We start from the raw sequence: 25,554 nt of genomic DNA on the forward strand, positions 1-25,554 counted from the left end.
GCAGGTGGTCACCGCCGGCGCCGCGTGAGTAAGCGAATCGGGTGCGCAAGGGCCAACCGTTGGCCGGCCGCGGGCAACTGCGACGTTGGCGGGCCTTGGGAGTCACAGCACTAGACGGGGAGTTGGAGGACCGTCGTGAGTGGTGGGCCGAGCCGACCGGAGGATGACCGTGCGGCCATGCGCCGGCCGTGCTCGGCCACGCTCTGGGCGAGTGCGTTGAGGATGGGCATCAACTCGGGGTCGTCGCCCACCACATAGAGCGTTCCCGTCTCGTCGATGAACGATTCCAGCGCGATCCGGTCAGCTCTTGAGGCCGTGCACGCGTTGCGGATGTGGAGCTGGGAGAGCGGGGAGAGGGCCCGGCGCACCAGCTCCGTGGCGTGTTTGCGACGTTCGGGGTGGCCGGTGAGGGTGGCTTCGAGTTCGCCGGCGGCCCCGGGCGACGCCTTGGGGTGGGTGCGGAGTGTCCGAACGGGATCGGTCGGCGCAGTCTTGGCGTGGGCCCAGCGGTGTACTTCGCGGAACGGCCGGTCGTCTAGGGCGGCGGCATGGAGCCATGAGCGCAGGAGGGTCTCGGCCGCGGAGTGCATCTCGGCGTCGATGGGACGCGAGGAGCGCAGCGGTGCGAGGAGCGCTGTGGCGCGTGCCGCCGCGGTGGCCCGGTCGGAGCAGCCGTGATGCGGGGACCAGCGCAGGCGGTCAGGGGTGTCGCAGAGCTGGCCCGGGTCGAAGAGGTGGACGGGGCCGAGCTTTGCTCGGGAGTCCTTGGTCGCCCGCCACAGAGCGGTGTCTGCTGTGGCGACGAGGACGGCTCCCGGAGCGTCCTGTACCCGGGTGTGGGTCGCTGTCAGGCCGTCGCGGTCGTCGGAATCGGTGTCACCGGCGTGGTCCTGCATCGACTTGCTGAGCCTTGGGGCGAGCGGTGCGGGAGTGGGGGTGGGCTGCGTGGCCGCTGCCTCCACGGGCGCTGTGAACTCCCCCGGAGGGACCGGTTCCTGGGACGTTCGGGTCCGTACGTCCGTGTCGGGCTCGGCGGTTTCCGGGGGCCGTGCGAAGCGGGGCCGGGCTCGACGGGCGGCGCGTACCGCGCGGGCGCGGGTGACAGTGCCGACGGCGAAGACGGTGAGGACGGCCAGTATCAGCAGCTGCCCGATGAGCAGCCCCCAGAAGAGCCCGTAGCCGGACAGCTGCGACGGGTTCACGTGCGGCCAGGCGCCGGCCAGGTTTTTCGGATCTGCCGCCAGGTCGCGCACGGCCATGGGGGTACGGGTGAAGGAGACGCCCTCGGGCCAGGAGCCGTGGGCGAGGAGGCCCGCGATGCCGGTCGTGGTCCAGGTGAGAACAGTGGTGCCGAGGAGCAGCGCGAGCACACTGAGCAGAAGGCCGTCCGGGATGCCGCCTCCGCTCGCCCCGCCGCGGGACGGGCCGCGGCGAGGGGAGGGCGTGGGGCCGGGCGGATGGCGTGGACCGTCCTCGAACCGTTCGCCGTGCGGGTCCCCGTTGCCGTATCCGCGGTCGTCGTTGTACGGCATGGCTAGGCGACGGTCGAGTTGGAGGACGGCGACTGCTCGATGGCGAGGGCGCGGGCCTCCGCCTCTGCCTCCAGGTCGGCCTCCAGCGACGTGTCGAAGTTCTCAGGGGCGGACGACGCCTCCGTCATGGCACGGTCGGTGAACACCAGCGGCCGTTCCGCTTCCGTCACCAGGTGCTTTACGACCTGCACGTTGCCGTTGACGTCCCACACGGCGATGCCGGGCGAGAGGGTGGGGATGATCTCGACGGCCCATCTCGGCAGGCCGAGGACCTTGCCAGTGGCCCGCGCCTCGTCGGCCTTCTGAGCGTAAATGGTCCGTGTAGAGGCCATCTTGAGGATCGCGGCGGCCTCTCGTGCCGCGGCACCGTCGACCACGTCGGAGAGATGGTGCACCACCGCCACGAAGGACAGCCCCAGTCGGCGGCCGAACTTCAGGAGCCGCTGGAAGAGCTGTGCCACGAACGGGCTGTTGATGATGTGCCAGGCCTCTTCCACCAAGAAGATGCGCTTCTTCCGGTCCGGCCTGATCCAGGTGTGCTCCAGCCAGACGCCGACGATGGCCATCAGGATCGGCATGGCGATCGAGTTGCGGTCGATGTGGGAGAGGTCGAAGACGATCAGCGGAGCGTCGAGGTCGATGCCGACCGTCGTCGGGCCGTCGAACATGCCGCGCAGGTCGCCGTCGACCAGCCGGTCCAGGACGAGGGCGACGTCCAGGCCCCAGGCCCGTACGTCGTCGAGGGCGACGTTCATCGCTTCCGCCGACTCCGGTTTGGGGTGGCGGAGCCGCTCGACGATGTCGGTGAGGACGGGCTGGCGGCCGGCCGTTGTCTCGTTGACGTAACTGTGAGCCACCTTCAACGCGAAGCCCGAGCGCTCGTCCAGGCCGTGGCCCAGGGCGACTTCGATGATCGTACGGAGAAGGGCCAGCTGCCCGGTGGTGGTGATGGACGGGTCGAGCGGGTTGAGACGGATGCCCTGGTTGAGGGCTGCCGTGGGGTCGAGGCGGATGGGGGTGATGCCCATTTCCTCGGCGATGAGGTTCCATTCGCCGACGCCGTCCTCACCCTGCGCGTCGAGCACCACCACCTGGCGGTCGCGGAAGCGGAGCTGACGCAGCACGTACGTCTTCTCCAGCGCCGACTTGCCGTTTCCCGACTCGCCCAGCACCAGCCAGTGCGGGGCGGGGAGTTGCTGGCCGTAGAGCTGGAAGGGGTCGTATATGTATCCCTTCCCGCTGTAGACCTCGCGGCCGATGATGACGCCGGAGTCGCCCAGGCCGGGAGCGGCCGTGGGCAGGTACACGGCCTGGGCCTGGCCCGTGGAGGTGCGCACGGGCAGCCTCGTCGTCTCCGTCTTGCCGAAGAGGAAACTGGTGAAGGCGTCGGTGATTGCTGTGAGCGGATCGAGCGCGGCCATGGGAGATCGTTCAGCCCCTTCCGCGGCGCATGCCGGTCGGAGACGTCGCGGATGCCGCGGTCCGGACGAAGTGCGGTGCACCGGCGGGCCTGCGGCGGTCCGGGACCCACCGTCGCGGCCGTGCCGGACAACTGCCGTGCGGGCAGCGGCCGTTGATCATGTTGCGCGTCCTCCTCAGCGGCGGATACCGGTCGCGAACGGCAGTGTGTTGACGAATGCCCGGTGATGCTCCCTGTCGCACCACTCGAGCTTCAAGTAGCTCTTTCCGGCCGAGGCGCGGATCGTGCGCTTGTCACGGGCCAGCGAATCCGCCGAGCGCGAGGAGACGGTGATGTAACCGACGAGGTTGACGCCCGCAGCGCCCGACGCCAGGTCCTCGCCCCGCTGGTCGACGCGGCCGTGCGCGGCGACGTCGCGAGGGTCGATGGTGCGGTTCATCTTCGCCTGGCGGCTGGCCTCGGCGTCGTCGTTGGTCTTCTCGGTGAGCATCCGCTCGATGGCCAGCTCCGTCGGCTCGAGATCCATCGCCACCGAAACCGTGCGGATCACGTCCGGGGTGTGAACGAGCAGCGGGGCAAGGAAGTTGACGCCGACGGGTGTCATCGGCCACTCCTTCACCCAAGCCGTCGAATGGCACCACGGTGCGCGGGTCGTGGACTCGCGTGTCTTGGCCTGGAGGTACGTCGGCTCCATCGCGTCCAGCTCGGCCGGCCAGGCATTGCGCTTCGACATGGCCTGGAGGTGGTCGATGGGGTGGTCCGGGTCGTACATGGAGTGGATCAGCGACGCCAGACGTGCCTGCCCCAGCGGCTGACGCACGCGGATGTCGGCCTCCGTCAACCGGGCGCAGATGTCGGTCAGTTCGCGGGCCATGATGATCGCCAGGCCCTCGTCCTTCGTCAGCTTCCTGCCGGAACGGCCCACGGAGCGCTGTGCCGCCTTGGCGATCGTGGCTCCCTCCGCAGCGAGTTCACGCCCGTAGTGCATGCACGCCACGAGATAGGCGCGGTGCTGTTCGCTGGAGGTGGAGACCATCGACTGGAGCTGGTCGTAGGAGTCGCGCAGCCAGGGGGCGGAGCGGTCGTCTCCGCGCTGCTCGACGTCCTTGGCGTGTGCGTCCGGATCGGCGGGCAGCGTACGGGCCAGCATCTGCAGGCGCGTGACGAAGCCGTCGCCGTTGGCCACGTGCTTCAGGAGGGTGCCGAAGCGGTCGACGAGGGCCTCCTGGTCCTCGCTGTCGCGGAGCCCCACGCCCGGCCCCTCGATCTCGATGCACGCCGTGACCGTACGGCGGTCGGCGTGCAGCAGCACCGCCAGCTCGTCCGGACCGAAGGGCGCCGTCAGCCAGTTGATGCGCCCGACGCCGGGCGGCGGGCCGACCTCCACTTCGCGCCCGTCCAGGCGCGTGCCCGCCTCGGCCACGTCCGAGCGGTACACGGCGCCGCCGCTGCGCAGCAGCCTGCGGTACGAGCGGTTGATCTCGAACCACTTGTAGAAGGTGCGGCCCTTGAACGGCACGTAGATCGCAGCCAGGGCCAGCATCGGGAAGCCGACGAGCGCGGGGATGCGGAAGGCGAGCACGGGAATGAGCAGGCCGCTCATCATGCCCAGGAACGCGCCCGTGATGATCAGGCCGATCTCGCCGGTCTCCCGGTTCTTGCCGATCACCGCGTTGGGCCGGGCCCGGCCGATCATGTACGTGCGGCGGGGAGCGGCGGCAGTGTGGGATGCCGTCGTCACCTGCGGTCACCTCCGGTGCGGTTGCCGCCGCCGTTTCGGGCCGGGCGGTTCGGTGCGGAACGGTCGTACGTGCGGGGGGCGGGCGGTGCCTGCGGTCGGGGGGCCTCGCCGCTGCTGCCGCCTCCCCCGCCGCGTGTGCTGTGCGCGGCCACCCCGCCGGAGACCTGGCCCGCGGTCTGCTGGTTCGGGCCGCCCGGCCCACCGCCGGACTGGCCGCCTCCACCGCGGGCGCTGTGCGTGTTGATGCCCTGCCGTACGAGCGCGGCCGGCGAGGAGACGACAGCTGCGGCGGAGCGGGACGCCGGATCGCGGGAGGAGTTGCGGTGGTTGACGATCTCGTCGCCGAAGCCGGGGACGAAGCGGTAGATCATGGCGCTGGCGAAGATCGCCAGGACGATGATGGCGAGTCCGGAGACGATCGCCGAGAACGCGTCCGGACCGTCCGACGACGACAGAGCCCCGGCCAGCCCGAGGACGATCACGATCACCGGTTTGACGAGGATGACCGCGATCATGATTCCCGCCCAGCGGCGGACGTGGCCCCACATGTTCTTGTCGACCAGGCCCGCGTAGACGGCCGTACCGAGCAGCGCGCCCACGTACAACAGGGCCGCCCTGACGACCAGTTCGAGATAGAGGACGCCCGCAGCGAGCACGGAGATGAGTGAGACGACGATCAGCATGATCGGACCGCCGCCGATGTCGTCGCCGTTCTTGAGCGCTTCGGAGAACGTTCCGAAGAACTTGTCCGTCTGATCGGACGTGCCGGCCGCGACGACGTCCGTGACCGCGTCCGTCGCCGACACGACCGTGTAGAGGATGAGCGGCGTGAACGCCGACGCGATGACGGTCAGCCAGAGGAAACCGATGGCTTCGGTCATGGCCTCCACGAACGGAACGCCACGGATGGCGCGCTTGGCGACGGCGAGCAGCCAGATCGTGAGCGTGAGGATCGTCGACGCGGCGAAGACGACTGCGTACTGGCGCAGGAACTCGGGATTGGTGAAGTCGACGTTCGTTGTCTTGTTGACGAGTTCGGAGAGCTTGTCGACGGTCCAGGCGGCGGCTTTGGCGCAGCCCTTGGCGAGCGACGACAGCGGGTCGAGCGTGCTGGCGGGGTCGGGGGCGCCGCCCCCGCCTCCCCCTCCGTCGTCGCCTTTTTCGCAGTACTCCTTGGCGGGGCCGACGATGAGGTCACAGTCCTCGTCGGGCTTCGGCTCGGCGGAAACACGGGTCGCCAGCAGCAGAGCGAGCGTCTGTGTCCCGGCCAGCAGCGTGGCGACGCTCGCGGCACGACGGCGGATCTCAGCGACCATAGGTGAAGCCTCCGTACTGGCCGACCGCATCTGCGATCTCCTCCGCACCGGATGCCCTGTTGTCACCCTCCACCGGTGCGGGACCGTCCTTCTGCTTGAACGTCTTGACCTTCCAGTCGCCGTTCACCCACTCCAGTCCCAGTCGCATGGTGAACCAGTCGCTGGTCACCGGATTCTTCGACCCTTGCCCAGCCATGCCGTAGAGACCTGTGCACCAGACGTCCATCTGGGCACTGTTCTCATCAAAGCTCACAGACTTGGTGCCGACCGGAGTGGTGCGCGAAATGTAGGTCATGTCTTCCTCGGGATTGCCCTCCGCGTCGAGCCCAAGCTTTTTCAGGAAGCTCTCCGAGTAGGCCTTGTCCATTTTGGACCGCATCGTTTCCGTCTCGTCCGGCACGAAGATCTGCTCGACGAGCCCGTCGCGCTTGCCCGGCTTGATGATGTCCGAAGAGACAAGCGCCACCGCGTAGTTCGCCGCGGCGCTTTCCGCGCCCTGCTGCGACTGCGGGAAGCCGGACGCGATGCCGCCCTTTCCGCCCTTGACCGGTTTCTGTCCCGTGGGGGCCGTCGCTTGCGCCTCGCCGGGCTTCTTGCCGTCCGAGTCGCCGCCTCCCTCGTCGCCGCCCTGGTTGGCGAAGGCGATCGCCGCGATCAGCAGGACGACGACTCCGACGATCGTGACGATGCTGCGCCCCGGCCGCGTGGGGGGTCTCCCGCCGCCCTCGCCGCCCGGAAGCCGTGTCCGGGTCGTGGTGAGGCCGGCCGGGCCGCGGCCGTATCCTCCGGCCGTGCCCTCGTCGCCCGTACGGTCGCGCTCGCCGTACCCCTCGCCGCCGATGCTCATCCCGGACGTGCCCCCTCGAACCTCATACTCAGTCAACTGTCGTCAGTGCATTGTCTCCTCAAACGAAGGTAGCTGTGTCACTGGCCGTACGGGGCGCCTGTGGACAACCGGTGACGCAGCGTCTTGCCATGCGGTACGCCTGCTGCCCCCGCGTCTCACTGGGCACTTCCCGCCTCGCAGGCGTCACGGCTGCCACAGGGGCGCGCACAGGGGCGTACGGGGGCTCCGGGGTCCCCAAAGACACGCACGGGAACCGAGTAGCTGTACTCAGGTGCGCCGACGCGCCGCCCGGCATGCTTCTGCCATGACTACGCCATCGGTTCAACGGCCCACGACTGCGGTCTTCTTCGCCCAGTCGGCCATTGCCTTCGGTCTGTCCTTGACGGCTGTTCTCGCAGGAATCGCGAAGCTTCCCGTCGGGGCCTGGGAGCGAGCCTTCCTCGGGCTCGGTCTCGTCTTCGTCGTCTCGTCGGCCTTCACGCTCGCCAAGTGCGTCCGCGACAGGCAGGAGGCGGAGGAGATGACGAGCAAGGTCGACAGGGCCCGTGTCGACAGACTGCTCACCGAGCAGGACCCGTTCGACCCGAATCGTGTCTGACGGGCCCGGACCGTGTCCGACCGCCTGACGCCTGACTCCTGACGCCTGACCGTCTGGACGTCCGACCGCCTGAACGTCCGTTACTCCGCGGCGCCGAGGCGGACGCGGCCCGAATCGTCCACGGACCAGCCGGGGTTGTAGCAGATCTCCCAGATCACGCCGTTGGGGTCGGCGACATGGCCGTGGTAGCCGTTGAAGACCGGGACTGGCCGCGGGGACTTGACCAGGCGTGCGCCGGCAGCGACGGCAGCGTTCACCACGCTGTCCACCGCTTCCGGACTGTCGACGTTGTGGGCCAGCGTCACGCCCGAAGTGCTGGTGTCGGGCACCGCGTCGGCGATGTCCTCGCGGAACTTCTCCGCGTCGAAGAACCCGAGCACGAGCCCGGGGCCGGTCTGGAAGAAGATGATCTCCTCCGGCACGTCGGCGAGTGGTTCCCAGCCGAGTCCGTCGCGGTAGAAGCGGCGAGCTGCTTCCAGATCCCGCGTCGCGAGCGTGATGAAGTGGGTGCGCTGGTCCATGCGGTGAGTTTGGCATGGTTGTGCATGTGACCCGACGATATCGTCCCGTCCGTCCTGCGGTGAGGCGTGAACGCGCTGAGCGGTGGGGCTCGAACCGGCCGTGTTTTCCCGCGAGTTCATCGCCTCGGAAAGGACGGGCAAGGGCCGGCAGGGGCGAGCTTCATCCACAGGCTGTGGATACCGCGGCACGGTCACTCACGCGCTTCCGGCCCCGCCCTCGTCACCGCTTCCGCACAAGCGTGACTCCGTCGCGCAGGGGGAGCATCACCGACTGGACGCGGCTGTCGGCCGTGATCGCGTCGTTGACCTGGCGGATGGCCCGGTCGGCGGCGTCCTGCGCCGAGGGGTCGACGACGCGACCGCCGCGCAGCACGTTGTCCAGGACGATCAGACCGCCCCGCCGCATCCGCGGGACCAACTCCTCGTAGTACGCCGGGTATCCGGTCTTGTCGGCGTCGATGAAGGCGAAGTCGACGGCCTGGTCCGTGGGCAGCGTCCGCAGCGTCTGGTCGGCGGGCGCCAGGCGCAGGTCGATGCGGTCCGTCAGCCCGGCGCGCTCCCAGTACCGGCGGGCCACGGATGTCCACTCCTCGGAGACGTCGCACGCCAGCAGGCGCCCGCCCTCGCTGAGGCCGCGGGCGATGCAGATGGATGAGTAGCCGGTGAAGACGCCCACCTCCACCGCGAAGGAAACCCCGGTCAGTTGGGCCAGCATCGTGAGGAACTCGCCCTCGTCGTGCGAGATCTGCATCGTCGTGCCCGGAACCAGCTGGTGCGTCTCCTCGACGAGGTCACGGAGTACGTCGTCGGCGGGGGAGGCGTGGGCGAGCAGGTAGTCCTCGAGGGCGGGATTGACGATGTCCATGCGTCTCCGGAGTGTTCGTGACGTGGTGTGGCGTGCCGTCGGCCCCAGCGAGGCGCTGAAGCGGCACGGAGGATGGGCTGGAACCGGCGGCGGCTGAGGGGATTGACTGAGGTTCGGGCGGGCCAGGACCCCACCAGTACGGACGCCAAGTGGTGCTGCGCCAAGGGGCGCTGCCAGGTGATCGGGTTCTGCTGAATCAAGGCGCGGGAAAGGAAACGGTAGTTGCGGCGGCGCGGAGCTTCCGGGGTGACCGAAATCACCGTCAGTGCGGTCGGCGTGGAGAGGCGGGGCCCGCCGCCCGGCGCCCGCACGGGCGCAGCAGCGGAAGGCATGAACTCAGCGTGCCCCGGCGCCCGTTCGCCGTCAGGAGCCGGCGCAGACCAGTGAGGTCAAACGGCCATTCCGTAGACGATCGTGAAGAGTGTGCCGAGCGACCCGATGATGAAGACGCCCGTCAGGCCCGCGACGATGAGGCCCTTGCCCTGCTCGGCGCTGAAGGTGTCGCGGAGGGCGGTGGCTCCGATGCGCTGCTTCGCCGCGCCCCAGATGGCGATGCCGAGGCACAGCAGGATGGCTATGGCCATCACCACCTCGATCATCACCCGGGCCTCGTTGCCGAGCGATCCGAACGGGCCCCAGTCGGGAGCGATTCCGCCGATGATGGTGGTGATGTCGCCCTTGTCGGCCGCCAGAAACATGGTGAACTCACCGCCCCATGTCGGAGATTGAACCTGCAGTAAGGGAATGAAGGTTGAGTGAGGATACGGCGCGCGTGTTCGCTACGCCCAATCGGATTCTGTCATGAGTCGGACGGGATGGGCAGTGAACCACGCTGGCATGAGGGATGGTTGAGTAGTGCGGGTGCGTGGTGGTGCGGGTCGCAGGAAGGTCTGGCTGCTGGGAGTCGGCGGCGGGTTAGGGCTGTTCGCCGCCTTCATGGCGCTCCTCGTCGTCGGTACGTATGTGGCGGCGGCCCATCTGGGCGGCGCCGGACGGGCAGTGGGGCTGGCCAAGGGCGCTGTTCCGTCGGCGTATCAGGGACTGGTGCAGAAGTGGGGCGGGCTGTGCCCGGCGCTGAACCCGGCGCTGCTGGCCGCGCAGCTCTACCAGGAGAGCGGCTGGCGGGCGAACGCGCAGAGCGGGGCGCAGGCACAGGGCATCGCCCAGTTCATTCCCGGGACTTGGGCCACGCACGGGATCGACGGGGACGGCGACGGCGACCGTGACGTGTGGGACCCGGCGGACGCGATCCCCTCCGCCGCCAGTTACGACTGCAAGCTGGCCTCGTACGTGAAGGACGCGCCCGGCGACCCGACGGAGAACATGCTGGCCGCCTACAACGCCGGCGCGTACGCGGTGATCAAGTACGGGGGTGTGCCGCCGTACCGTGAGACGAAGAACTACGTGTCGACCATCCGGAAGATGGAGCAGAGCTTCGCCTCCACCAAGGGCCGCGTCGATCCGTCCCGGCGCGCGGCGGGAGCCATCTACTACGCGCAGAAGAAGCTGGGCACGCCCTACCTGTGGGGCGGCAACGGGACTCCGGAGCAGGACGGCCGGTTCGACTGCTCGGGCCTGACGCTGGCCGCGTACCGAAGCGTGGGTGTGCAGCTGCCGCGCGTGGCCAACGACCAGTGGAACAGCGGGCCGCACCCGAAGCGCAACGAACTCCTCCCCGGCGACCTGGTCTTCTTCGGCACCGACTTGAACAACTCGCGCTCCATCGACCACGTCGGGATCTACGTCGGCGGGGGCCACATGATCAATGCGCCCTACACCGGGGCGACGATCCGCTTCGATCCGATCGACACCCCGAACTACTTCGGAGCCACGAGGCCGAGCGGCGACGGGTGAACCGACCGGGCTGATGTCACGTCACATCACCGCACAAGTGTGCTGCGGGTGGCTGCCGTTGGAGCCGTGAGGGTGGTGTGCGGAATCGTGTAATCATGACAGGACGCTGCGTGAGGGGTGCTTCCTGAGCAGGGAAGACCGATCACCCTTCGGTAACGTCCGGGTGATCGTTCGGTAGACCCGGAACGAGCAGCGCGCCAACTGGCGTTCCCTTGGCAGCGGAAGACACTTCCAAATCAGGGCCACGGGGGTACGGGGCAACGGGGGTCGACGGCGGCACGAGACCACGAGCACAGCAGAGTGAGGTCAGCATCACGATGGCAGTTTGGGACGACCCGGATGTCGATCTGCTCTACGAGATCAACGGCGTGGCCGAGTCCGCCCCCGCTTGGGCGGACCGTGCGATGGGATTCGTCGGTGAATACGGCGTCATCGCCGGGCTCGTGCTGCTGGGGCTCCTCGCGTGGTGGCGCGTGGCGCGCCGCAGGGAAACGCGCGAGGAGGCAGTGTCCGCATTCGCGGGCCTGATGTGGACGCCGCTCGCCGCCGGAATCGCGCTGTTGGTGAACGTCCCGATCAGGGAGTTCGTGGAGCGGCCCCGTCCGTTCATCGAACACAAGGGCCTCGAAGTGCTCGTGCAGGGCAAGGACGACTACTCGTTCGTCAGCGACCACTCCACGCTGGCCATGGCTCTGGCCGTGGGAATCTTCATGGTCCACCGCCGCTACGGGCTGCTGGGGATCGTGCTGGCCGTGCTGGCCGGCTTCACCCGCGTCTACATGGGGGTTCACTATCCGACCGACGTGGTCGGCGGGCTCGCTCTCGGCGCGGCGGTGACGCTGCTGCTGGCCCCGGCCGCGAACTGGGCGCTGACGCCGCTCGCGCGCTCGCTCGCCGGTTCGCCGCGTACGGGCGCGATCGTGTGGGTGGGGCCGAGGCGTCGCGCCGAGGACGTGACCTCGGTACTGCGGGAGGAGCCGGTGGAGAAGCCGGCTGAAGCCTCCTCAGCGGAGAGGCCGGCCGGCGGTTCCGGTGCCGAGGCGGCGAAGCGCTGCCACGGCGGCCCCGATGACAGCGACTTGGCCGCCTAGCCTTCGAAAACAGCCGCAACCTGCCCCTGCCCCTGCCCCTGCCCCTGGGCCTGCCCCTGGGCCTGCTCCTGGGCCCGTCCGGACCGGGCGGGAGCGCCCCGCGTCAGCGGGGGCCGAGCGTGCCTGCTGCTCCGGCGCCCCCGCTCCCCGTGACGCCCTGGCCCGGGTCGCCTCCGGGTGACCCGCTGTGCGCTTCCGCATCGGCGCGGGAGGTGTCTCTCGCGCGGCGGGCCGGACCGAGCCAGCCGCACGAACAGCGGGCGTGGCAGAAGGCGCCCCGCTCGGCCGTCGAGGTGCGGTGTCCCTCCTGTCCACGGCCCTCGTCCGGCTCGGTTCGCTCTCGCACGTGCCAACCGTATCCGTCCCCCGTGACGGTCGGCCCCGGCCTGTCGTTAACGGATCGAATCCCGCGGACAGGATGCTTGTTGGGGGCCGGCAGACGATGGTTGCGCAGTGGCTGGGGGGCCGCAGGCACGCGTGGGTCACTCTCGTCGCGGCGGTCGCCGCGGGGTCTTCGCTGCTCCTGGCCACCGGGTGCACGGACGACGGCACGGCCGTCGCCAGTGACAGGAACCCGCGGGGTTCGTCCGGTGAACGGGTTCCGTCCGGCCACCCCTCCGGGGCGCGCTCGGTGCACGGGAAGGCCGGGTTGCCCCGCCGTCCCGTCCCGTCCGACCCCCGCGAGGCCGTGCGGGAGGCCGCCGAGGCGCTGTCCGAGCACGGCACCTCACGGACCCGCACATCCATGTCGATGGCGAGCGGCGGCACCCGTATCGCCGTCGAGGGAGAGGGCGGATTCGACTACGGAAAGGGTGCGGGCAGGCTCACGGTGCGGCTGCCGGAGGGCACTTCCGGGGCGCGGCCCGGTGAGCGCCGTACCGTCACGGAAATCGTCGTTCCCGGAGCGCTCTACATGAAGAACCGGGGTGCGGGCGTGCCTGCGGGGAAGTGGGTGCGTGTGGACACGGACTCGCTCGCCGACGGGAACCTGATCACGGCCGGTGCGACCGACCCTGTGAGCGCGGCCGAACTGCTGCGCGGCGCACGGCAGGTGACGTATGACGGAAAGACGCGCACGGCCGGCGGCACGGTGGTGCGGCGCTACCGCGGCACGCTCGACCTGGCAGCCGCCGCGCGGGCGGCGTCCGGTCACAGGCGGGGCCAACTGGAAGCGGCGGCGCACGGATTCCCGGAGAGAGTCGTCCCGTTTGACGCGCAGATCGATGGGCAGGGGCGCCTCCGGAAGGTTCGGCACCTGTTCACCTTCGCGGGCGGTGCGCCGGGCGGCCGGGACGGGACGAAGCCCGGCTCCGGGGCGGATGCCGCAAGCGGCGCCGGCGGTGGAGTCGCGGTCTCGTCGACCACGTGGTTCTACGGCTACGGCGTTCCCGTGAAGGTCGTGATGCCGGAGCCGGACGATATCTATGCGGGAAAGATCGCGCCGTTCTAGGTGTCCTGGACCGGTTCGCACGGCACGCTCAGGCTGCGGTGACGGGTGCGAAATGGTTCGGAATTGCCATGTGCGGAGGGTGCGTCCGTCCCTACTGTGGGGATGCATGAGGAGGTGGTGCGTGTGCCTGGAGGCGTTCCCGGTGTGCCCGGTCGTGGTTCGCGGGGTTCTGTGGTCCAGGATCACGTGGCCCTCGCCGAGATCGAGCTGTGCGGCGAGCTGATGATCGCTGCCTCCGCGGCGGAGGCCGCCGGCGAGGAGCGGCTGAGCCTCGCGCGCATCGACGAGGTGCTCGGCACAGTGCCGGGCGAGGCGGACGACGGTGTGTGGAAGGCGGCATCGCGTCCGGCGCCGCGCTGCTCGGCGCCCTCCAGGTCCGCGCAGCCGGGACGGTCCGCCCAGTCGTCGGGTCAGCGAGGCTGACAGCCGCGTCGGCCGTGCCTGAGCGCGAATTGAGCTCCGCCGCGATTGTTCCCTGTGTGATCCGTCACTGAGAGCCGTGAGCGCGCGTGCCCTTATCGGCCCCGCGACTCGGAATCAGCTTTGTCGCCTTTGCCCCGCCCCGGTGGCCCGGCTGCCTCTCGTCCGGTTCCGTCCTGTGCCCGTGCCTGTGCCTGTGCCTGTGCCTGTGCCCGTACCTGCGCCTGCCCGTACCTGCGCCTGCCCGTACCTGCGCCTGCCCGTACCTGCGCCTGCCCGTGCCTGCGCCCATGCCCGGTGACCGGCGCCGTGCTCAGGTGCGCAGCAGGCGCGCTATGGCGGCAGTGGCTTCTTCCACCTTGGCGTCCATCTCCGTGCCGCCCTCCTTCGCCGCGTGCGCGACGCAGTGGCGCAGGTGCTCCTCGAGCAGCTGAAGGGCGAAGGACTGCAGCGCCTTGGTCGACGCGGAGACCTGGGTGAGGACGTCGATGCAGTAGACGTCCTCGTCGACCATGCGCTGCAGGCCGCGTACTTGGCCCTCGATGCGGCGGAGCCGCTTGAGGTGGGCGTCCTTGTCCTTGCTGTAGCCGTGTTCGCCGGTGGCGGCGTGCGCGGAGCACTGGGTGTCCGGGCCGGTGCCGCCGAGTGCGTCGGCGGCGCCCGGCAGTCCGGAGGCGCCTGATGTGGTCATGGGTCCTCCGATGGTCGTCGGGCGGCCCCGGAAGGGGGTCCGTGAAGGGTGCCGATGGCCGGAAATGTGTGGCCCCTGGGAGTCGGAGCGGGGTGGGGCAACTGCCTCGGTACCCGGGGAAAACATACCCCTCATGGGTATATCGTAGCGGATTCGGGGAGGGCGCTTCAGGGCACAGGCAGCTATGGGCGACACTGTCTGAGGCCGCCTCGCGGTGGCCGGATGATGTGCTTAGCATCAGCCACACCGTTTCCGATGCACCCGAGGACCTCCAGTGCGCTTTCGTCTGACCCCCAGGGAGACGAGCTTCTACGACATGTTCGCGGCGTCCGCGGACAACATCGTCACGGGCTCGAAGCTCCTCATGGAACTGCTCGGGGCGGAGTCCTCCGCTCGCGCAGAGATCGCCGAACGTATGCGGGCGGCGGAACACGCGGGCGACGATGCGACGCACGCGATCTTCCACCAGCTCAACTCATCCTTCATCACGCCGTTCGACCGGGAGGACATCTACAAGCTGGCCTCCTCGCTCGACGACATCATGGATTACATGGAGGAGGCAGTCGATCTTGTCGTGCTCTACGAGATCGAGGATCTGCCCAAGGGCATCGAGCAGCAGATCGAGGTGCTCGCGCGGGCCGCGGAGCTGACCGCCGAAGCGATGCCGCACCTGCGCACGATGGACCACCTGACCGAGTACTGGATCGAGGTCAACCGGCTGGAGAACCAGGCCGACCAGATCCACCGCAAGCTGCTCGCGTACCTCTTCAACGGCAAGTACGACGCGATGGAAGTCATGAAGCTCAAGCAGGTCGTGGACGTGCTCGAGGAGGCGGCGGACGCGTTCGAGCACGTCGCGAACACGGTCGAGACCATCGCGGTCAAGGAGTCCTGACCCCCTGTGGACACGTTCGCTCTGGTCGTGACCATCGGGGTCGCGCTCTTCTTCACGTACACCAACGGTTTCCACGACTCGGCGAACGCCATCGCCACGTCCGTCTCCACCCGTGCTCTGACGCCGCGCGCCGCGCTGGCCATGGCGGCGGTGATGAACCTGGCGGGAGCCTTCCTGGGCAGCGGCGTCGCGGAGACCGTGAGCAAGGGGCTGATCGAGACCCCGCACGGCTCGAACGGGATGGCCATTCTCTTCGCCGGGCTCGCCGGCGCGATCGTATGGAACCTGATCACCTGGTACTTCGGGCTGCCGTCCTCGTCCTCGCACGCCCTGTTCGGCGGGCTGGTCGGTGCGGCTCTGGCGGGTGGTACGGCCGTCATCTGGACGGGCGTGGTCGAGAAGATCGTGCTCCCGATGTTCATCTCGCCGATCGTCGGGATGCTCCTCGGCTACCTGGTGATGGTCGCCATCCTGTGGTTCTTCCGGCGGGCCAACCCGCACCGCGCGAAGCAGGGATTCCGCATAGCGCAGACGGTCTCCGCCGCGGGCATGGCGCTCGGGCACGGTCTGCAGGACGCGCAGAAGACGATGGGTGTCGTGGTTATGGCGCTGACCATCGCCGATGTGCAGGAGGGCAAGGGCATTCCGCTGTGGGTCAAGTTCGCCTGCGCGGGGATGCTTTCGCTCGGTACGTACGCCGGTGGCTGGCGCATCATGCGGACGCTGGGGCGCCGGATCATCGAACTCGACCCGCCGCAGGGCTTCGCCGGTGAGACGACGGCGGCGTCCGTGATGTACACGGCGTCCTTCATCTTCGACGCGCCGATCTCCACGACGCACGTCATCACCTCCGCGATCATGGGCGTCGGGGCGACGAAACGTGTCTCCGCGGTCCGTTGGGGCGTGGCGAAGAACATCGTCATGGGCTGGTTCATCACGATGCCCGCGGCGGCACTCGCCGCGGGCCTCTGTTACGGGCTCATCCTGCTGTTCTTCGGCTGAGGCGGCGCGGCCCGGGAGGCGCCGCCGCGGAGCTGCCGGTTCCGTCCGGGAGCTCCGCCCGGTGCCCGGTCGCTGTCGCCGAACGTGTGCGGGCTCGCCCCCGGTGGTGTCGGGGACGAGCCCGCCGCCTTGCGGTGGCACCGCCATGCAGCACCGCGAGGCCGTATACGCGCCGGACGCGCCGGACGTGCCGGACGCGCCGGACGCACCGGACGGCGCCGGACGGACCGGGCGGGTCCGGCGCGGACCCGCCCGGCCGGTGCCTCCCGGCGGTTCAGCCGAAGCGGCCGGAGATGTAGTCCTCCGTGGCCTGGACCGAGGGGTTGGAGAAGATCCGCTCGGTGTCGTCGATCTCGACGAGCTTGCCCGGTTCACCGACGGCGGCGAGGTTGAAGAAGGCCGTGCGGTCCGAGACGCGCGCCGCCTGCTGCATGTTGTGCGTGACGATGACGATCGTGAACTCGGCCTTCAGATCCGCGATGAGGTCCTCGATCGCCAGCGTCGAGATGGGGTCGAGCGCCGAGCAGGGCTCGTCCATCAGCAGCACCTGCGGCTGCACGGCGATGGCGCGGGCGATGCACAGGCGCTGCTGCTGACCGCCCGAGAGGCCCGAACCGGGCTTGTTGAGGCGGTCCTTGACCTCGTTCCAGAGGTTGGCTCCCTTGAGGGAGCGCTCGACGGTCTCGTCCAGGTCCCGCTTCCTCTTCTGGCCGTTCAGCCGAAGGCCCGCCGCCACGTTGTCGTAGATGGACATCGTCGGGAACGGGTTGGGGCGCTGGAAGACCATGCCGATGGTGCGGCGGACCGCGACGGGGTCGACCTGCGAGCCGTACAGGTCCTCGTCGTCCAGCATCACCTTGCCGTCGACGCGGCCGCCGGGCGTGACCTCGTGCATGCGGTTGAGCGTGCGCAGGAAGGTGGACTTGCCGCAGCCGGAGGGCCCGATGAAGGCGGTGACGGAGCGGGGTTCCACGCTCATGGATATGTCGTCGATGGCCCGGTGCGAGCCGTAGAAGGCTGTCAGGCCGCTGACGTCGATGCGCTTGGCCATGGTGTCAGTCACTTTCTGAGTGCGGGGAGTACGAGAGTCCGGGGCGCTCCGCGCGTACGGGCGCGGGCGCGGGTACGGGCGCGGAGGCGGAAGCGGGAGCGGGCATCAGCGGCCCCCCGCCTTCGGCGCCTTCCAGCGGGCGACGCCGCGGGCCACCAGGTTGAGCAGCATCACGAAGGCGATGAGCGCGAGCGCTCCGGCCCACGCACGGTCGATGCTCGCCGCGTTGCCGAGCTTGTACTGGTTCCAGACGTAGAGCGGCAGGGACTCCTGCGCGCCCGAGAACGGGTTGGGGTTGATCAGCGTGTTGCCGAAGACCAGCAGCATCACGGGCGCCGTTTCGCCGGTGATGCGGGCGACCGCGAGCATCACGCCCGTGGCGATGCCGCCGATCGACGTGGGCAGCACGACCTTGAGGATCGTGCGCCACTTCGGCACGCCCAACGCAAGGGAAGCCTCACGCAGTTCGTTCGGTACGAGCTTGAGCATCTCCTCGGTGGAGCGGACCACGACCGGCATCATCAGGATTGCCAGCGCCATCGAGCCGGCGAACCCGGACGGGCCGAAGCCGAGCCCCAGGTTCCAGAACGCGAGGACGAACAGGCCCGCGACGATGGACGGGATGCCCGTCATGACGTCCACGAAGAAGGTGACCGCGCGGGCGAGCCGGCCGCGCCCGTACTCGACGAGGTAGATCGCGGTGAGAAGGCCCACGGGAGCGGCGATCAGGGTGGCCAGACCGACCTGTTCGAGGGTTCCCAGCAGTGCGTGGTAGACACCGCCGCCCTCCTCGAGGTTGGTCATGCCGCCCATGGAGTGGGAGAGGAAGTAGCCGTCCAGGAGCTTCGCGCCGCGGCTGATCGTCGTCCACGAGAGGGAGACGAGCGGGACGAGGGCGAGGACGAAGCAGACCCAGATAACGCTGGTGGCGACCCGGTCGCGTGCCTGACGGCGGTCCTCGACCACGGTGGTCAGCACGTAGGTGATCAAGACGAACAACAGGGCTGCGATCAGGCCCCACTGGGTGCGGCTCTGCCACCCGGCCAGGTTGCCGAGGCCGACGGCGAGCCCCACCGAGACGAGGGCGACCACGATCGGGGACCACCGCGGCAGACGCCGGCGTGCCAGCGGCGCGGAGGACGGTGGCGGGTCGGTGACCTGCGGCTTCTCGAGAACGGCGTTACTCATGCCCGTCCCCTTTCTCCGCTCGCACAAGTCAGCGGTGCGGGTGTGGTGTTGGCGTGCGGCTGGGTGGTTGTGCGCGCGTCGCTCACGCGGTGCCGGGTGCGTACGTCGCTCATGCGTTGGCCCCCGAGTACTCCTTGCGGCGCGCGATGATCCAGCGGGCCGCGCCGTTGACCAGCAGGGTGATGACGAAGAGGACGAGGCCGGAGGCGATCAGCGCGTCCCGGCCGAAGTCGTCCGCCTCGTTGAACTTCGCGGCGATGTTCTGCGCGAAGGTGCCGCTGCCCGGGTCGAGGACGTGCCAGCTGAAGAGGAAGCCGGGCGAGAGGACCGTGGCAACCGCCATGGTCTCGCCGAGCGCACGCCCCAGGCCGAGCATCGAGGCGGAGATGATGCCCGAGCGGCCGAAGGGGAGGACGGAGGTGCGGATCGTCTCCCAGCGGGTCGCGCCGAGCGCGAGCGCCGCTTCCTCGTACATCTTCGGTGCCTGGAGGAAGACTTCGCGGGAGACGTTGGTGATGATCGGCAGGATCATGATGGCCAGCAGGATGCCGACCGTGAAGATCGAGCGGGCCGGACTGCCGGGGTTCGACATCTCGAACACCGTTGTCCAGCCGAAGAATTGATCGAGCCAGCGGGTCAGCCCGTCGAGGTACGGGACGAGGAAGAGCGCGCCCCAGAGGCCGTAGATGATCGAGGGCACCGCGGCGAGCAGGTCGATCACGTACGCGAGCGGGGCGGCGAGCCGCCGAGGCGCGTAGTGCGAGACGAACAGGGCGATGCCGACGGCGACGGGTACGGCCACGATCATCGCGATGAGCGAGCTGACCAGGGTGCCGAAGGCGAGGATGCCGATGCCGAACGCCGGCGGGTCACCCTGCGGGTTCCACTCGAAGGCGGTCAGGAAGTTGACCGAGTTCTTGGACACGGCGATGGAGGCGCGGTAGGCGAGGAACCCGGCTATCGCGGCCATGATCACGAGCAGTGTGATGCCTGAGCCGCGGGAGAGGCCGAGGAATACCTTGTCGCCCCGGCGTACGGAGGCGCCCTTGATGTGGGCGGCCGAACCGGGGGCGGCGGGGCCGTCGGCCCCGGGGTCGACGGGCGGCGGTGCTTTCTCGGAAGTGCTGGTGGTGTCCATGGTGTCTCCGGTCTGGTCGGGGAGGTGTCCCCTGGCGGCGGTGCACCGGATGGGTTGCTGGTGTCGGTCGGTGGATTCGGAGGGCGGCTCGGAGGCGAGCCGGTGGGGACGTGGCGTGGGGCCGGCCCGGAGGCCGGGCCGGCCGTTCACGCGTCGTGCGGTGCGGCCTTCGGTTCGTCCGAGGCCCCGGCCGGAGCGGCGGTCAGGAGAGCTCCGGGACTGTGCTGCGGACCTTCTCCGCGATCTCGTCCGGCAGAGGCGCGTAGCCGAGCTCGGCCAGTTCGCCCTGCCCGTCCTTGCTGGCCGTGTAGGTCAGGAAGGACTTGGTGGCCTCGAGGGAGCTCTTCTTGTTGCCCTTGTCGCAGGCGATCTCGTACGTGACGAGCATCAGCGGGTAGGCACCCTCGGCCTTGGTGGCGTAGTTCAGGTCGAGCGCGAGGTCCTTGCCCTTGCCGACGACCTCGGCGTCGGCGATGGCCTTGGAGGCGTTCGACGTGGTGGCCTCGACGGGCTTGCTGGCGCCGGTGTCGAGCTTGACGGTGTCGAGGTTGTTCGCGGAGGCGTAGGACAGTTCGAAGTAGCCGATGGCGCCGTCCGTCTGCTTCACCTGCTGTGCGACGCCGGCCGAGCCGGAGGCGGACTGTCCGCCCTTGGCGGGCCAGGACTTCTCGTCCGGGTACTTCCAGTCGTCCTCGGCGGCGGCGCCCAGGTACTTGCCGAGGTTCTGGGTGGTGCCCGACTCGTCGGAGCGGTGGAACGGCTGGATGTCGGTGCTCGGCAGCTTCGCCTTGGGGTTGAGCTTCTTGATCGCCGGGTCGTTCCACTTCTTGATCTTCGAGTCGAAGATCTTGGCGATGGTGGGTGCGTCCAGGACCAGGTCGTCGACACCGGGCACGTTGTACGAGACCGCGACCGGGCCGCCGACCATGGGCAGGTTGATGCCCTGGCCGCCCTTGCAGATCTTCTTGGACTTGGCGACCTCCTCCGGCTTCAGCGCGGAGTCGGAACCGGCGAAGGCGGTGGTGCCCTGCAGCCACTCCTGGATGCCGCCACCGGAGCCGATGTCCTTGTAGTTGATCTGGGTTTCCTTGCAGGCCGTCTGGTAGTTCTTCACCCATGCGTCCACGGCGTTCTTCTGCGCGGTGGAGCCGGACGCGAGCAGCTTGCCCTTGCCGTCGCACTTGATCTTCGCGGCGGCCTTCTGGGCGTCCTTGCTGGTGTTGGTGTCCGAGCCGCAGGCGGTGAGTACCAGGGCGCCGGAGACCGCGACGGCGCCGAGAGCGAGGGCGCGCAGTCGGTTCGTGCGCTGAAGCATCACTTCGTTCGGTTCCTTCCAGGAGCCCGCCGGTGGGGGCGGCGCGCGAGCCGTTTCGGTTCTTGTGGGTTCGGGGAGTGCGTGCGTTCGCGCTCCGTAAGGCTGAAATTAGACAGATCAGGTGAAGCGGCCCACGAAGCTGAATGAACGCACGGTGAACCTCGGCGGTCGGCCCAGTGGCCCGGTGGACGGCCGCGCCGCCGGCTTGCGGAGGCGCTTATCCGCCGGTACGGGCGGGTGTGCGGTCCGCGCGTGACGTGCGGAGACACCGCCCGGAACCACTGGTTCCGGCCCAGGGTGCGGGCGCTGCGGAGCGGCGGCCGCCCTGTCGGATTCCGTGCGTGCGTGGCAACATCCGGCGAGTCGGGGGTGGTTGACCGGAGCCGGCGGTGGAAGAGGTAGGCCAGGGGCCGGTCCTGCCGGGCCGCCGTGGCGCCCCGCCCGAGAGGCGACGGCGCGACGGATGCGACGGCGCGAACGGGACCACGGCCACGAGCACGAGCACGAGCACGACCGGAACGAGGAAGACGCGCAGCGACGTACTACGGCGAGGGGGCCAGGTGGGCGGGACGGGGAAGCGCCGGATGCTGGTGGCGGTCTGCACGCTGGGGCTGCTGGCGGGGCCCGCGGCCGGAAGCGCGTATGCGGCCGCGCCCGGCCCGGACGACGGCGGTGCACGGAGCCTTGAGGAGATCAGCAAGAAGATCGACCGCCTCCACGCGGCGGCCGAGTCGGCCACGGACGCATACAACGGCGCCCAGGAGCGCGTCGAGAAGCAGCAGAAGGCCGTCGACAAGCTCACCGAGAAGATCGACTCGCTCCGTGAGACGCGCGGGAAGTACAAGAAGACGGCCGGAGCGCTGGCCCGTGCCCAGTACCGAAGCGGCGGAATGCCCGACGAGGCTCATCTGATCCTGCGCAGGAGCCCCGAGGAGTTCATGCACGACGCGATGATCCTGCGCAAGGGGCAGCAGGCCGCGAAGGGCGTCCTCAGCACGCTCGCGGACACCGAGTCCCGGCTGGACGAGTACGCCGGGGAGGCCTCGGAGAAGCTTCGGAAGCTGGAGGCCGAGAAGAAGCGCAAGGCGGCCGCGAAGAAGAAGATCGAGAAGGATCTGAAGGCGGCCGAGCAGATCGAATCCCAGCTGGCGGCCGAGGAGTTGGAGCGCCTCATCAAGCTGGAGGACGAGGCGGCGCGGGCGCGTCAGTCGAAATGGCTGGAGTCCGGTGTCCTCGACGAGATATCCGGCAAGGCTTCGAAGGCCGGCAAGAAGGCGATCGCCTACGCCACGAACCAGATCGGCAAGGACTACGAGTGGGGCGCGGAGGGCCCCCGGACCTTCGACTGCTCGGGGCTGACGCTCCGGGCCTGGCAGGCGGCGGGCGAGGAGATCCCGCGGACCTCGCAGGAGCAGTGGAAGCAGCTGAAGCGCGTGCCGATCAGGAAGATGCGCCCCGGCGACTTGATCATCTACAAGCGTGACGCCAGCCACGTCGGCATGTACGTGGGCGGCGGCGAGATGGTCCACGCGCCGCGGACCGGCCGGCAGATCACCGTCGCCGGAGCGGGCTCCCTCGTGATCAAGGGCGTCGTCCGTCCGGACAAATGAGCACGGAGCCACCGAAGGCCGTGGGCATATGACAGTGGTGGATTGCCTCCAGCCATTCCGTACGTGCGCGGGGGAGCGTTAAGGTCCCCTGGACAGTCCGGTCGTGGCAGGCGCGCAGAAGTCGGCGCTGCCGCCGCACCGGGCCTGGTGGTGTGCCGGCTGGCTCACGACCGCGCCCTCGGGGGGAGGGAAGGAACCACGTATGCCCGTAGGCGTGCCACGTGAGGACGCTGTCTCCGCACCCCCTCGCGCGTCGGTACCACAGCAGAGCGACGGATCCCACGAGAGAGCCGGGGGGAGCGCGAAGGCGGCCCTGACGCTCCTCGTCATCGAGGACAGCCGCGCCGGCGGCCGGAGCGTGCTCGAGATCCTCGACGCCGGAGGCGGCTATCTGCCCGGCGACGTGCACTCCGAGGCCTCCGGCCGGCGCATGAGGGTGCGTACGGCCCGCAATCTCACCGAGGCCGAGCGGCTGCTGACCGACGACGTGCAGTGCATCCTGCTCGACCTGGCCCTGACCGGCACCGGCGGTACGCAGGCCGCGGGAGGAACCGGCACGGCCGGTTCCCCGTCGGCTCCTGTCGCAGCCGCGCAGGAACCCGGCGGGCCGGGCGGCACGGCCTCCGGTGCGGGGTCCTCCGGTGCGGGGCCCCAGGGGGCCGGGAGCTCCGGGCACGCGGCGGGCGGCGCGGACCCTTCCGACGGCAGCGGCGCCGCCACCGGCGAGCTGGAGATCCTGCGCCATGTGCTGCGGCTCGCGCCCCGGCACGCGGTGCTCGCGCTCACGGACGGTACGGACGCGGAGCGTGCAGCCGAGGCCGTGCGCGTCGGGGCGCAGGACTACCTCTTCCGCGACGAACTCGACGGACGCCTGCTCAACCGGGCGATCCGGTACGCCGTCGAACGCAAGCGCTCCGACCTCGCCCAGCGGCAGCTCACCGAGTCACGGCTGCGGGCCCAGGAGAACTCCCGTCTGGAGCGCGGGCTGCTCCCGACGCCCCTGCTGTCCGGCAGCGAACTCCGCTTCGCCGCCCGGTACCGCCCGGGCCGCTCCCGAGCCCTGCTCGGCGGCGACTTCTACGACACGGTCCGCACCGCCGACGGCACCGTCCACGCGATGATCGGCGACGTGTGCGGGCACGGCCCGGACGAGGCGGCGCTGGGCGTCGAGCTGCGCATCGCGTGGCGTGCGCTGACCTTCGCGGGCCTCTGCGGCGACGAACTCCTCGGGACGCTGCAGAAGGTCCTCGACAACGAGCGGGCGAACGATGAGATCTTCGCCACACTCTGCACCGTCGACATCGCCCCCGACGGGCGCCGGGCCGGGGTCTGCCTGGCCGGACACCCCTCGCCACTCGTCGCCGGAGCGGGCGGTTCGGCGCCGCGGCTGCTCCCGTACGACTACAGCGGTCCGGCGCTCGGTGTGGTCCCGAATGCGCGCTGGCCCCGCCGTCAGGTCGAACTCGGCCGCTCCTGGAGCCTGTTGATGTACACCGACGGCCTCATCGAGGGCCATGTCGGGGAGGGCCGTCAGCGTCTCGGCCAGGACGGGATGATCGAGATCGTGACCGAGCGCATGGCGCAGGGAGCCCACGGCGAGCGGCTGCTGGACGCCACGATGGAGGACGTGCGGCGGCTCAACGGCGGCGAACTCACCGACGATGTCGCGGTGTTGCTGCTCGACCGCAGATGACCGGGCGCGCCCGGCGGGAGGCGTGCGGACTCGCCCGCTGGGCGCAGCGCGCGTGCTGTTCAGTACGTCTCAAGGGCGCGGTCGGAGTCTCAAGGGCCCGGTCGGACGGGTGCCGTCGCGGGGCCACCGCGGGCCCTGGACGGCCCCGCGTTCAGCGGCCGTTGAACGGCCCGTAGGGACCGTCGCTGCTGCTGCCGCCCCATCGAGGACCGTTGCCCATGACCTGCTTGAGCGCGGGACGGACGTCGACGATGTAGACGATCGTGGCGATCAGACCGGCGATCTGCAGAAAGACGATCGGGTAGATGTTCACGGCGATCGTGAGGCCGAGAATGATCAGCCAGAACGGCTTGGTCTGCTTGCCGGCGGCGGGGTAGGCGTCGGTCCTGCGCATTGCGCCGTCGATGAACGCGAACACCGCCATCGCCAGCAGGACCAGGGAAATCACCCACAGCAGTCCTTGGAACCCCTGCATCATGTCGTCCACATCCCTGCGAGTCCGTAATCCGTGAGCGACCTGGCCGGCGGCCTGCTGTGGCGCCGCTCGTCATGCCACCGTACCCGTTCGCCGGACCGGGAGTCCGGCCCGGCGAACGGCTCGGTCACGAAGGGGCGGGCGCGGGCTCAGGAACCGGACTGCGGGGGCGTCTTCTTGCTCCCGTTGGCGCTCCCGTTGGCCTTCGGCGTCCCCGGCTTCGACGTGGTGCTCTTGCCGGTGGTGGTCTTACCGGCAGCGCCGCTCTTCCCGGCGGCGGAGGCCGCTCCGGTGGAAGCCTTGCCGTTCTTCGTGCCGCCGGTGGTGCCGGCCGTACCGGGCTTGGCGGCGGTGCCGGTCGTGCCGGTCGTGCGCGCCGTGCCGCTCGCCCCGGACTTCGTACCGCCCCGCGGCGTGGCCGGCGGCTCGGCGACCTTGACCGGCTCGCGCTCGACGGTCACCTCGGCCGTGCCGGTCTCCTCGTTCCGCCAGTTCTTCACGGCGCCGCGGCCCCGGTCGGCCAGCTCGTCGTAAGCCTCGCGGGCCTTGACCGCGTACTCCGCGGCGATGCCCACGCTCTGCAGGGCAAAGTGCTGTGCCTGTTCGCGCAGCTTCTTGATGTCCGTGTCGATGCTGCCCAGGGTCTGGCTGACCTTCGCCTGCGTCTCCTTGGCCTGCTTCGAGAAGCGCGCCTGCACTTCCTTGGGGTCGGTCGCACGCACGGCCGCGATGCGCTCCGGAGCCTCCTCGCGGATCTTGTCGATGACTCCGGCGGCGAAGTAGAGGGGCTTGGGGTCGGTGAGGGTGTTGCGGATGTCGTTCGTGCTGGGCATGAGAGGTC

The 25,554-nt window shown here is 69.5% G+C and carries 25 protein-coding genes; 9 read left to right on the forward strand and 16 right to left on the reverse strand.

What is annotated here, in order from left to right; genetic code table 11:
• Positions 1-110: 110 nt before the first annotated feature.
• The 5 genes from EV375_RS20720 to EV375_RS20740 all read right to left on the reverse strand — a co-directional run bounded on the left by EV375_RS20720 (position 111) and on the right by EV375_RS20740 (position 6,856).
• Positions 111-1,532, reverse strand: coding sequence for a site-specific integrase (locus EV375_RS20720; RefSeq protein ID WP_486588610.1), 1,422 nt, complete (start codon positions 1,530-1,532; stop codon positions 111-113).
• Between the two features lie 2 nt (positions 1,533-1,534).
• Positions 1,535-2,953 (reverse strand): ATP-binding protein, encoded by a 1,419-nt coding sequence (locus EV375_RS20725; RefSeq protein ID WP_130300771.1) that lies wholly within the window; start codon positions 2,951-2,953, stop codon positions 1,535-1,537.
• A 174-nt stretch (positions 2,954-3,127) separates the two neighbouring features.
• Positions 3,128-4,693, reverse strand: coding sequence for an SCO6880 family protein (locus EV375_RS20730; RefSeq protein WP_130300772.1), 1,566 nt, complete (start codon positions 4,691-4,693; stop codon positions 3,128-3,130).
• On the reverse strand, positions 4,690-6,009 hold the full coding sequence (locus EV375_RS20735) for a hypothetical protein (RefSeq protein WP_130300774.1): 1,320 nt from the start codon (positions 6,007-6,009) through the stop codon (positions 4,690-4,692). The genes EV375_RS20730 and EV375_RS20735 overlap by 4 nt, the downstream gene beginning before the upstream one ends.
• Entirely contained in the window at positions 5,999-6,856 is an 858-nt protein-coding gene (locus tag EV375_RS20740; RefSeq protein WP_130300776.1) for a DUF8175 domain-containg protein, read from the reverse strand. The genes EV375_RS20735 and EV375_RS20740 overlap by 11 nt, the downstream gene beginning before the upstream one ends.
• A gap of 304 nt (positions 6,857-7,160) precedes the next feature.
• Here EV375_RS20740 and EV375_RS20745 point away from each other — a divergent pair, with 304 nt between their 5' ends.
• Positions 7,161-7,454, forward strand: coding sequence for a YiaA/YiaB family inner membrane protein (locus EV375_RS20745; protein ID WP_055483897.1), 294 nt, complete (start codon positions 7,161-7,163; stop codon positions 7,452-7,454).
• An 80-nt stretch (positions 7,455-7,534) separates the two neighbouring features.
• Here EV375_RS20745 and EV375_RS20750 read toward each other — a convergent pair whose 3' ends face one another.
• From EV375_RS20750 to EV375_RS20760, 3 genes are all read right to left on the reverse strand, one after another.
• Entirely contained in the window at positions 7,535-7,975 is a 441-nt protein-coding gene (locus EV375_RS20750) for a VOC family protein (protein WP_130300778.1), read from the reverse strand.
• Positions 7,976-8,195: 220 nt separating this feature from the next.
• Positions 8,196-8,840, reverse strand: coding sequence for a class I SAM-dependent methyltransferase (locus tag EV375_RS20755; protein WP_130300780.1), 645 nt, complete (start codon positions 8,838-8,840; stop codon positions 8,196-8,198).
• 389 nt (positions 8,841-9,229) lie between these two features.
• Positions 9,230-9,538 (reverse strand): hypothetical protein, encoded by a 309-nt coding sequence (locus EV375_RS20760; protein WP_016910415.1) that lies wholly within the window; start codon positions 9,536-9,538, stop codon positions 9,230-9,232.
• Between the two features lie 238 nt (positions 9,539-9,776).
• On the opposite strand from EV375_RS20760, the gene EV375_RS20765 reads away from it, so the two are divergent.
• Together EV375_RS20765 and EV375_RS20770 are read left to right on the forward strand one after the other, a co-directional pair.
• Entirely contained in the window at positions 9,777-10,694 is a 918-nt protein-coding gene (locus EV375_RS20765) for a bifunctional lytic transglycosylase/C40 family peptidase (RefSeq protein WP_130302003.1), read from the forward strand.
• Between the two features lie 317 nt (positions 10,695-11,011).
• Complete coding sequence (locus EV375_RS20770; protein WP_130300782.1) at positions 11,012-11,785, forward strand: phosphatase PAP2 family protein; 774 nt, start codon at positions 11,012-11,014, stop codon at positions 11,783-11,785.
• Between the two features lie 103 nt (positions 11,786-11,888).
• Here EV375_RS20770 and EV375_RS20775 read toward each other — a convergent pair whose 3' ends face one another.
• The gene (locus EV375_RS20775) at positions 11,889-12,131 is read right to left on the reverse strand and encodes a hypothetical protein (protein ID WP_130300784.1); all 243 of its coding nucleotides are present in this window, start codon (positions 12,129-12,131) and stop codon (positions 11,889-11,891) included.
• 96 nt (positions 12,132-12,227) lie between these two features.
• On the opposite strand from EV375_RS20775, the gene EV375_RS20780 reads away from it, so the two are divergent.
• Positions 12,228-13,235 carry a hypothetical protein gene (locus EV375_RS20780; RefSeq protein ID WP_130300786.1) on the forward strand — a complete coding sequence of 336 codons (1,008 nt, stop codon included), beginning with the start codon at positions 12,228-12,230 and terminating at the stop codon, positions 13,233-13,235.
• A gap of 171 nt (positions 13,236-13,406) precedes the next feature.
• A complete protein-coding gene (locus EV375_RS20785; protein ID WP_107097533.1) occupies positions 13,407-13,658 on the forward strand; it encodes a hypothetical protein in 252 nt (83 codons plus the stop codon).
• 310 nt (positions 13,659-13,968) lie between these two features.
• Here the strand turns inward: EV375_RS20785 and EV375_RS20790 are convergent, their stop codons facing one another.
• Positions 13,969-14,346: a metal-sensitive transcriptional regulator gene (locus EV375_RS20790; RefSeq protein WP_130300790.1), complete on the reverse strand. Its 378-nt coding sequence runs from the start codon at positions 14,344-14,346 to the stop codon at positions 13,969-13,971.
• 274 nt (positions 14,347-14,620) lie between these two features.
• Here EV375_RS20790 and EV375_RS20795 point away from each other — a divergent pair, with 274 nt between their 5' ends.
• A complete protein-coding gene (locus EV375_RS20795) occupies positions 14,621-15,241 on the forward strand; it encodes a DUF47 domain-containing protein (RefSeq protein WP_055483904.1) in 621 nt (206 codons plus the stop codon).
• Between the two features lie 6 nt (positions 15,242-15,247).
• Positions 15,248-16,243, forward strand: a complete 996-nt coding sequence (locus EV375_RS20800; protein WP_130300792.1) for an inorganic phosphate transporter — start codon at positions 15,248-15,250, stop codon at positions 16,241-16,243.
• A gap of 274 nt (positions 16,244-16,517) precedes the next feature.
• Here EV375_RS20800 and pstB read toward each other — a convergent pair whose 3' ends face one another.
• From pstB to pstS, 4 genes are all read right to left on the reverse strand, one after another.
• Positions 16,518-17,294 (reverse strand): phosphate ABC transporter ATP-binding protein PstB, encoded by a 777-nt coding sequence (gene pstB, locus EV375_RS20805; protein WP_130302004.1) that lies wholly within the window; start codon positions 17,292-17,294, stop codon positions 16,518-16,520.
• Between the two features lie 105 nt (positions 17,295-17,399).
• On the reverse strand, positions 17,400-18,482 hold the full coding sequence (pstA, locus tag EV375_RS20810; protein ID WP_130300794.1) for a phosphate ABC transporter permease PstA: 1,083 nt from the start codon (positions 18,480-18,482) through the stop codon (positions 17,400-17,402).
• Between the two features lie 109 nt (positions 18,483-18,591).
• Positions 18,592-19,620, reverse strand: coding sequence for a phosphate ABC transporter permease subunit PstC (pstC, locus tag EV375_RS20815; RefSeq protein WP_130300796.1), 1,029 nt, complete (start codon positions 19,618-19,620; stop codon positions 18,592-18,594).
• A gap of 202 nt (positions 19,621-19,822) precedes the next feature.
• Positions 19,823-20,938 carry a phosphate ABC transporter substrate-binding protein PstS gene (gene pstS / locus EV375_RS20820; RefSeq protein WP_130300798.1) on the reverse strand — a complete coding sequence of 372 codons (1,116 nt, stop codon included), beginning with the start codon at positions 20,936-20,938 and terminating at the stop codon, positions 19,823-19,825.
• Positions 20,939-21,495: 557 nt separating this feature from the next.
• Between pstS and EV375_RS20825 the strand changes: the two genes are divergently transcribed.
• Both EV375_RS20825 and EV375_RS20830 read left to right on the forward strand, forming a co-directional pair.
• Positions 21,496-22,545 (forward strand): C40 family peptidase, encoded by a 1,050-nt coding sequence (locus tag EV375_RS20825; protein WP_486588611.1) that lies wholly within the window; start codon positions 21,496-21,498, stop codon positions 22,543-22,545.
• Positions 22,546-22,747: 202 nt separating this feature from the next.
• Positions 22,748-24,238, forward strand: coding sequence for a response regulator (locus tag EV375_RS20830; protein ID WP_130300800.1), 1,491 nt, complete (start codon positions 22,748-22,750; stop codon positions 24,236-24,238).
• Between the two features lie 151 nt (positions 24,239-24,389).
• Here the strand turns inward: EV375_RS20830 and EV375_RS20835 are convergent, their stop codons facing one another.
• A complete protein-coding gene (locus EV375_RS20835; RefSeq protein ID WP_055484406.1) occupies positions 24,390-24,716 on the reverse strand; it encodes a DUF2516 family protein in 327 nt (108 codons plus the stop codon).
• Positions 24,717-24,862: 146 nt separating this feature from the next.
• Positions 24,863-25,546 carry a hypothetical protein gene (locus tag EV375_RS20840; protein WP_486588612.1) on the reverse strand — a complete coding sequence of 228 codons (684 nt, stop codon included), beginning with the start codon at positions 25,544-25,546 and terminating at the stop codon, positions 24,863-24,865.
• Positions 25,547-25,554 lie beyond the last annotated feature (8 nt).

This window comes from Streptomyces sp. CNZ301 (genome assembly GCF_004217425.1).

What these genes read in the sequence shown, in the direction of transcription:
- EV375_RS20720 (WP_486588610.1), bottom strand. Translation starts at nt 1,532, where the DNA reads ATGCCGTACAACGACGACCGCGGATACGGCAACGGGGACCCGCACGGC.
- EV375_RS20725 (WP_130300771.1), bottom strand. Translation starts at nt 2,953, where the DNA reads ATGGCCGCGCTCGATCCGCTCACAGCAATCACCGACGCCTTCACCAGT.
- EV375_RS20735 (WP_130300774.1), bottom strand. Translation starts at nt 6,009, where the DNA reads ATGGTCGCTGAGATCCGCCGTCGTGCCGCGAGCGTCGCCACGCTGCTG.
- EV375_RS20740 (WP_130300776.1), bottom strand. Translation starts at nt 6,856, where the DNA reads ATGAGCATCGGCGGCGAGGGGTACGGCGAGCGCGACCGTACGGGCGAC.
- EV375_RS20745 (WP_055483897.1), top strand. Translation starts at nt 7,161, where the DNA reads ATGACTACGCCATCGGTTCAACGGCCCACGACTGCGGTCTTCTTCGCC.
- EV375_RS20750 (WP_130300778.1), bottom strand. Translation starts at nt 7,975, where the DNA reads ATGGACCAGCGCACCCACTTCATCACGCTCGCGACGCGGGATCTGGAA.
- EV375_RS20755 (WP_130300780.1), bottom strand. Translation starts at nt 8,840, where the DNA reads ATGGACATCGTCAATCCCGCCCTCGAGGACTACCTGCTCGCCCACGCC.
- EV375_RS20760 (WP_016910415.1), bottom strand. Translation starts at nt 9,538, where the DNA reads ATGTTTCTGGCGGCCGACAAGGGCGACATCACCACCATCATCGGCGGA.
- EV375_RS20765 (WP_130302003.1), top strand. Translation starts at nt 9,777, where the DNA reads ATGGCGCTCCTCGTCGTCGGTACGTATGTGGCGGCGGCCCATCTGGGC.
- EV375_RS20770 (WP_130300782.1), top strand. Translation starts at nt 11,012, where the DNA reads ATGGCAGTTTGGGACGACCCGGATGTCGATCTGCTCTACGAGATCAAC.
- EV375_RS20780 (WP_130300786.1), top strand. Translation starts at nt 12,228, where the DNA reads ATGGTTGCGCAGTGGCTGGGGGGCCGCAGGCACGCGTGGGTCACTCTC.
- EV375_RS20790 (WP_130300790.1), bottom strand. Translation starts at nt 14,346, where the DNA reads ATGACCACATCAGGCGCCTCCGGACTGCCGGGCGCCGCCGACGCACTC.
- pstB (WP_130302004.1), bottom strand. Translation starts at nt 17,294, where the DNA reads ATGGCCAAGCGCATCGACGTCAGCGGCCTGACAGCCTTCTACGGCTCG.
- pstA (WP_130300794.1), bottom strand. Translation starts at nt 18,482, where the DNA reads ATGAGTAACGCCGTTCTCGAGAAGCCGCAGGTCACCGACCCGCCACCG.
- pstC (WP_130300796.1), bottom strand. Translation starts at nt 19,620, where the DNA reads ATGGACACCACCAGCACTTCCGAGAAAGCACCGCCGCCCGTCGACCCC.
- EV375_RS20830 (WP_130300800.1), top strand. Translation starts at nt 22,748, where the DNA reads ATGCCCGTAGGCGTGCCACGTGAGGACGCTGTCTCCGCACCCCCTCGC.
- EV375_RS20835 (WP_055484406.1), bottom strand. Translation starts at nt 24,716, where the DNA reads ATGATGCAGGGGTTCCAAGGACTGCTGTGGGTGATTTCCCTGGTCCTG.
- EV375_RS20840 (WP_486588612.1), bottom strand. Translation starts at nt 25,546, where the DNA reads ATGCCCAGCACGAACGACATCCGCAACACCCTCACCGACCCCAAGCCC.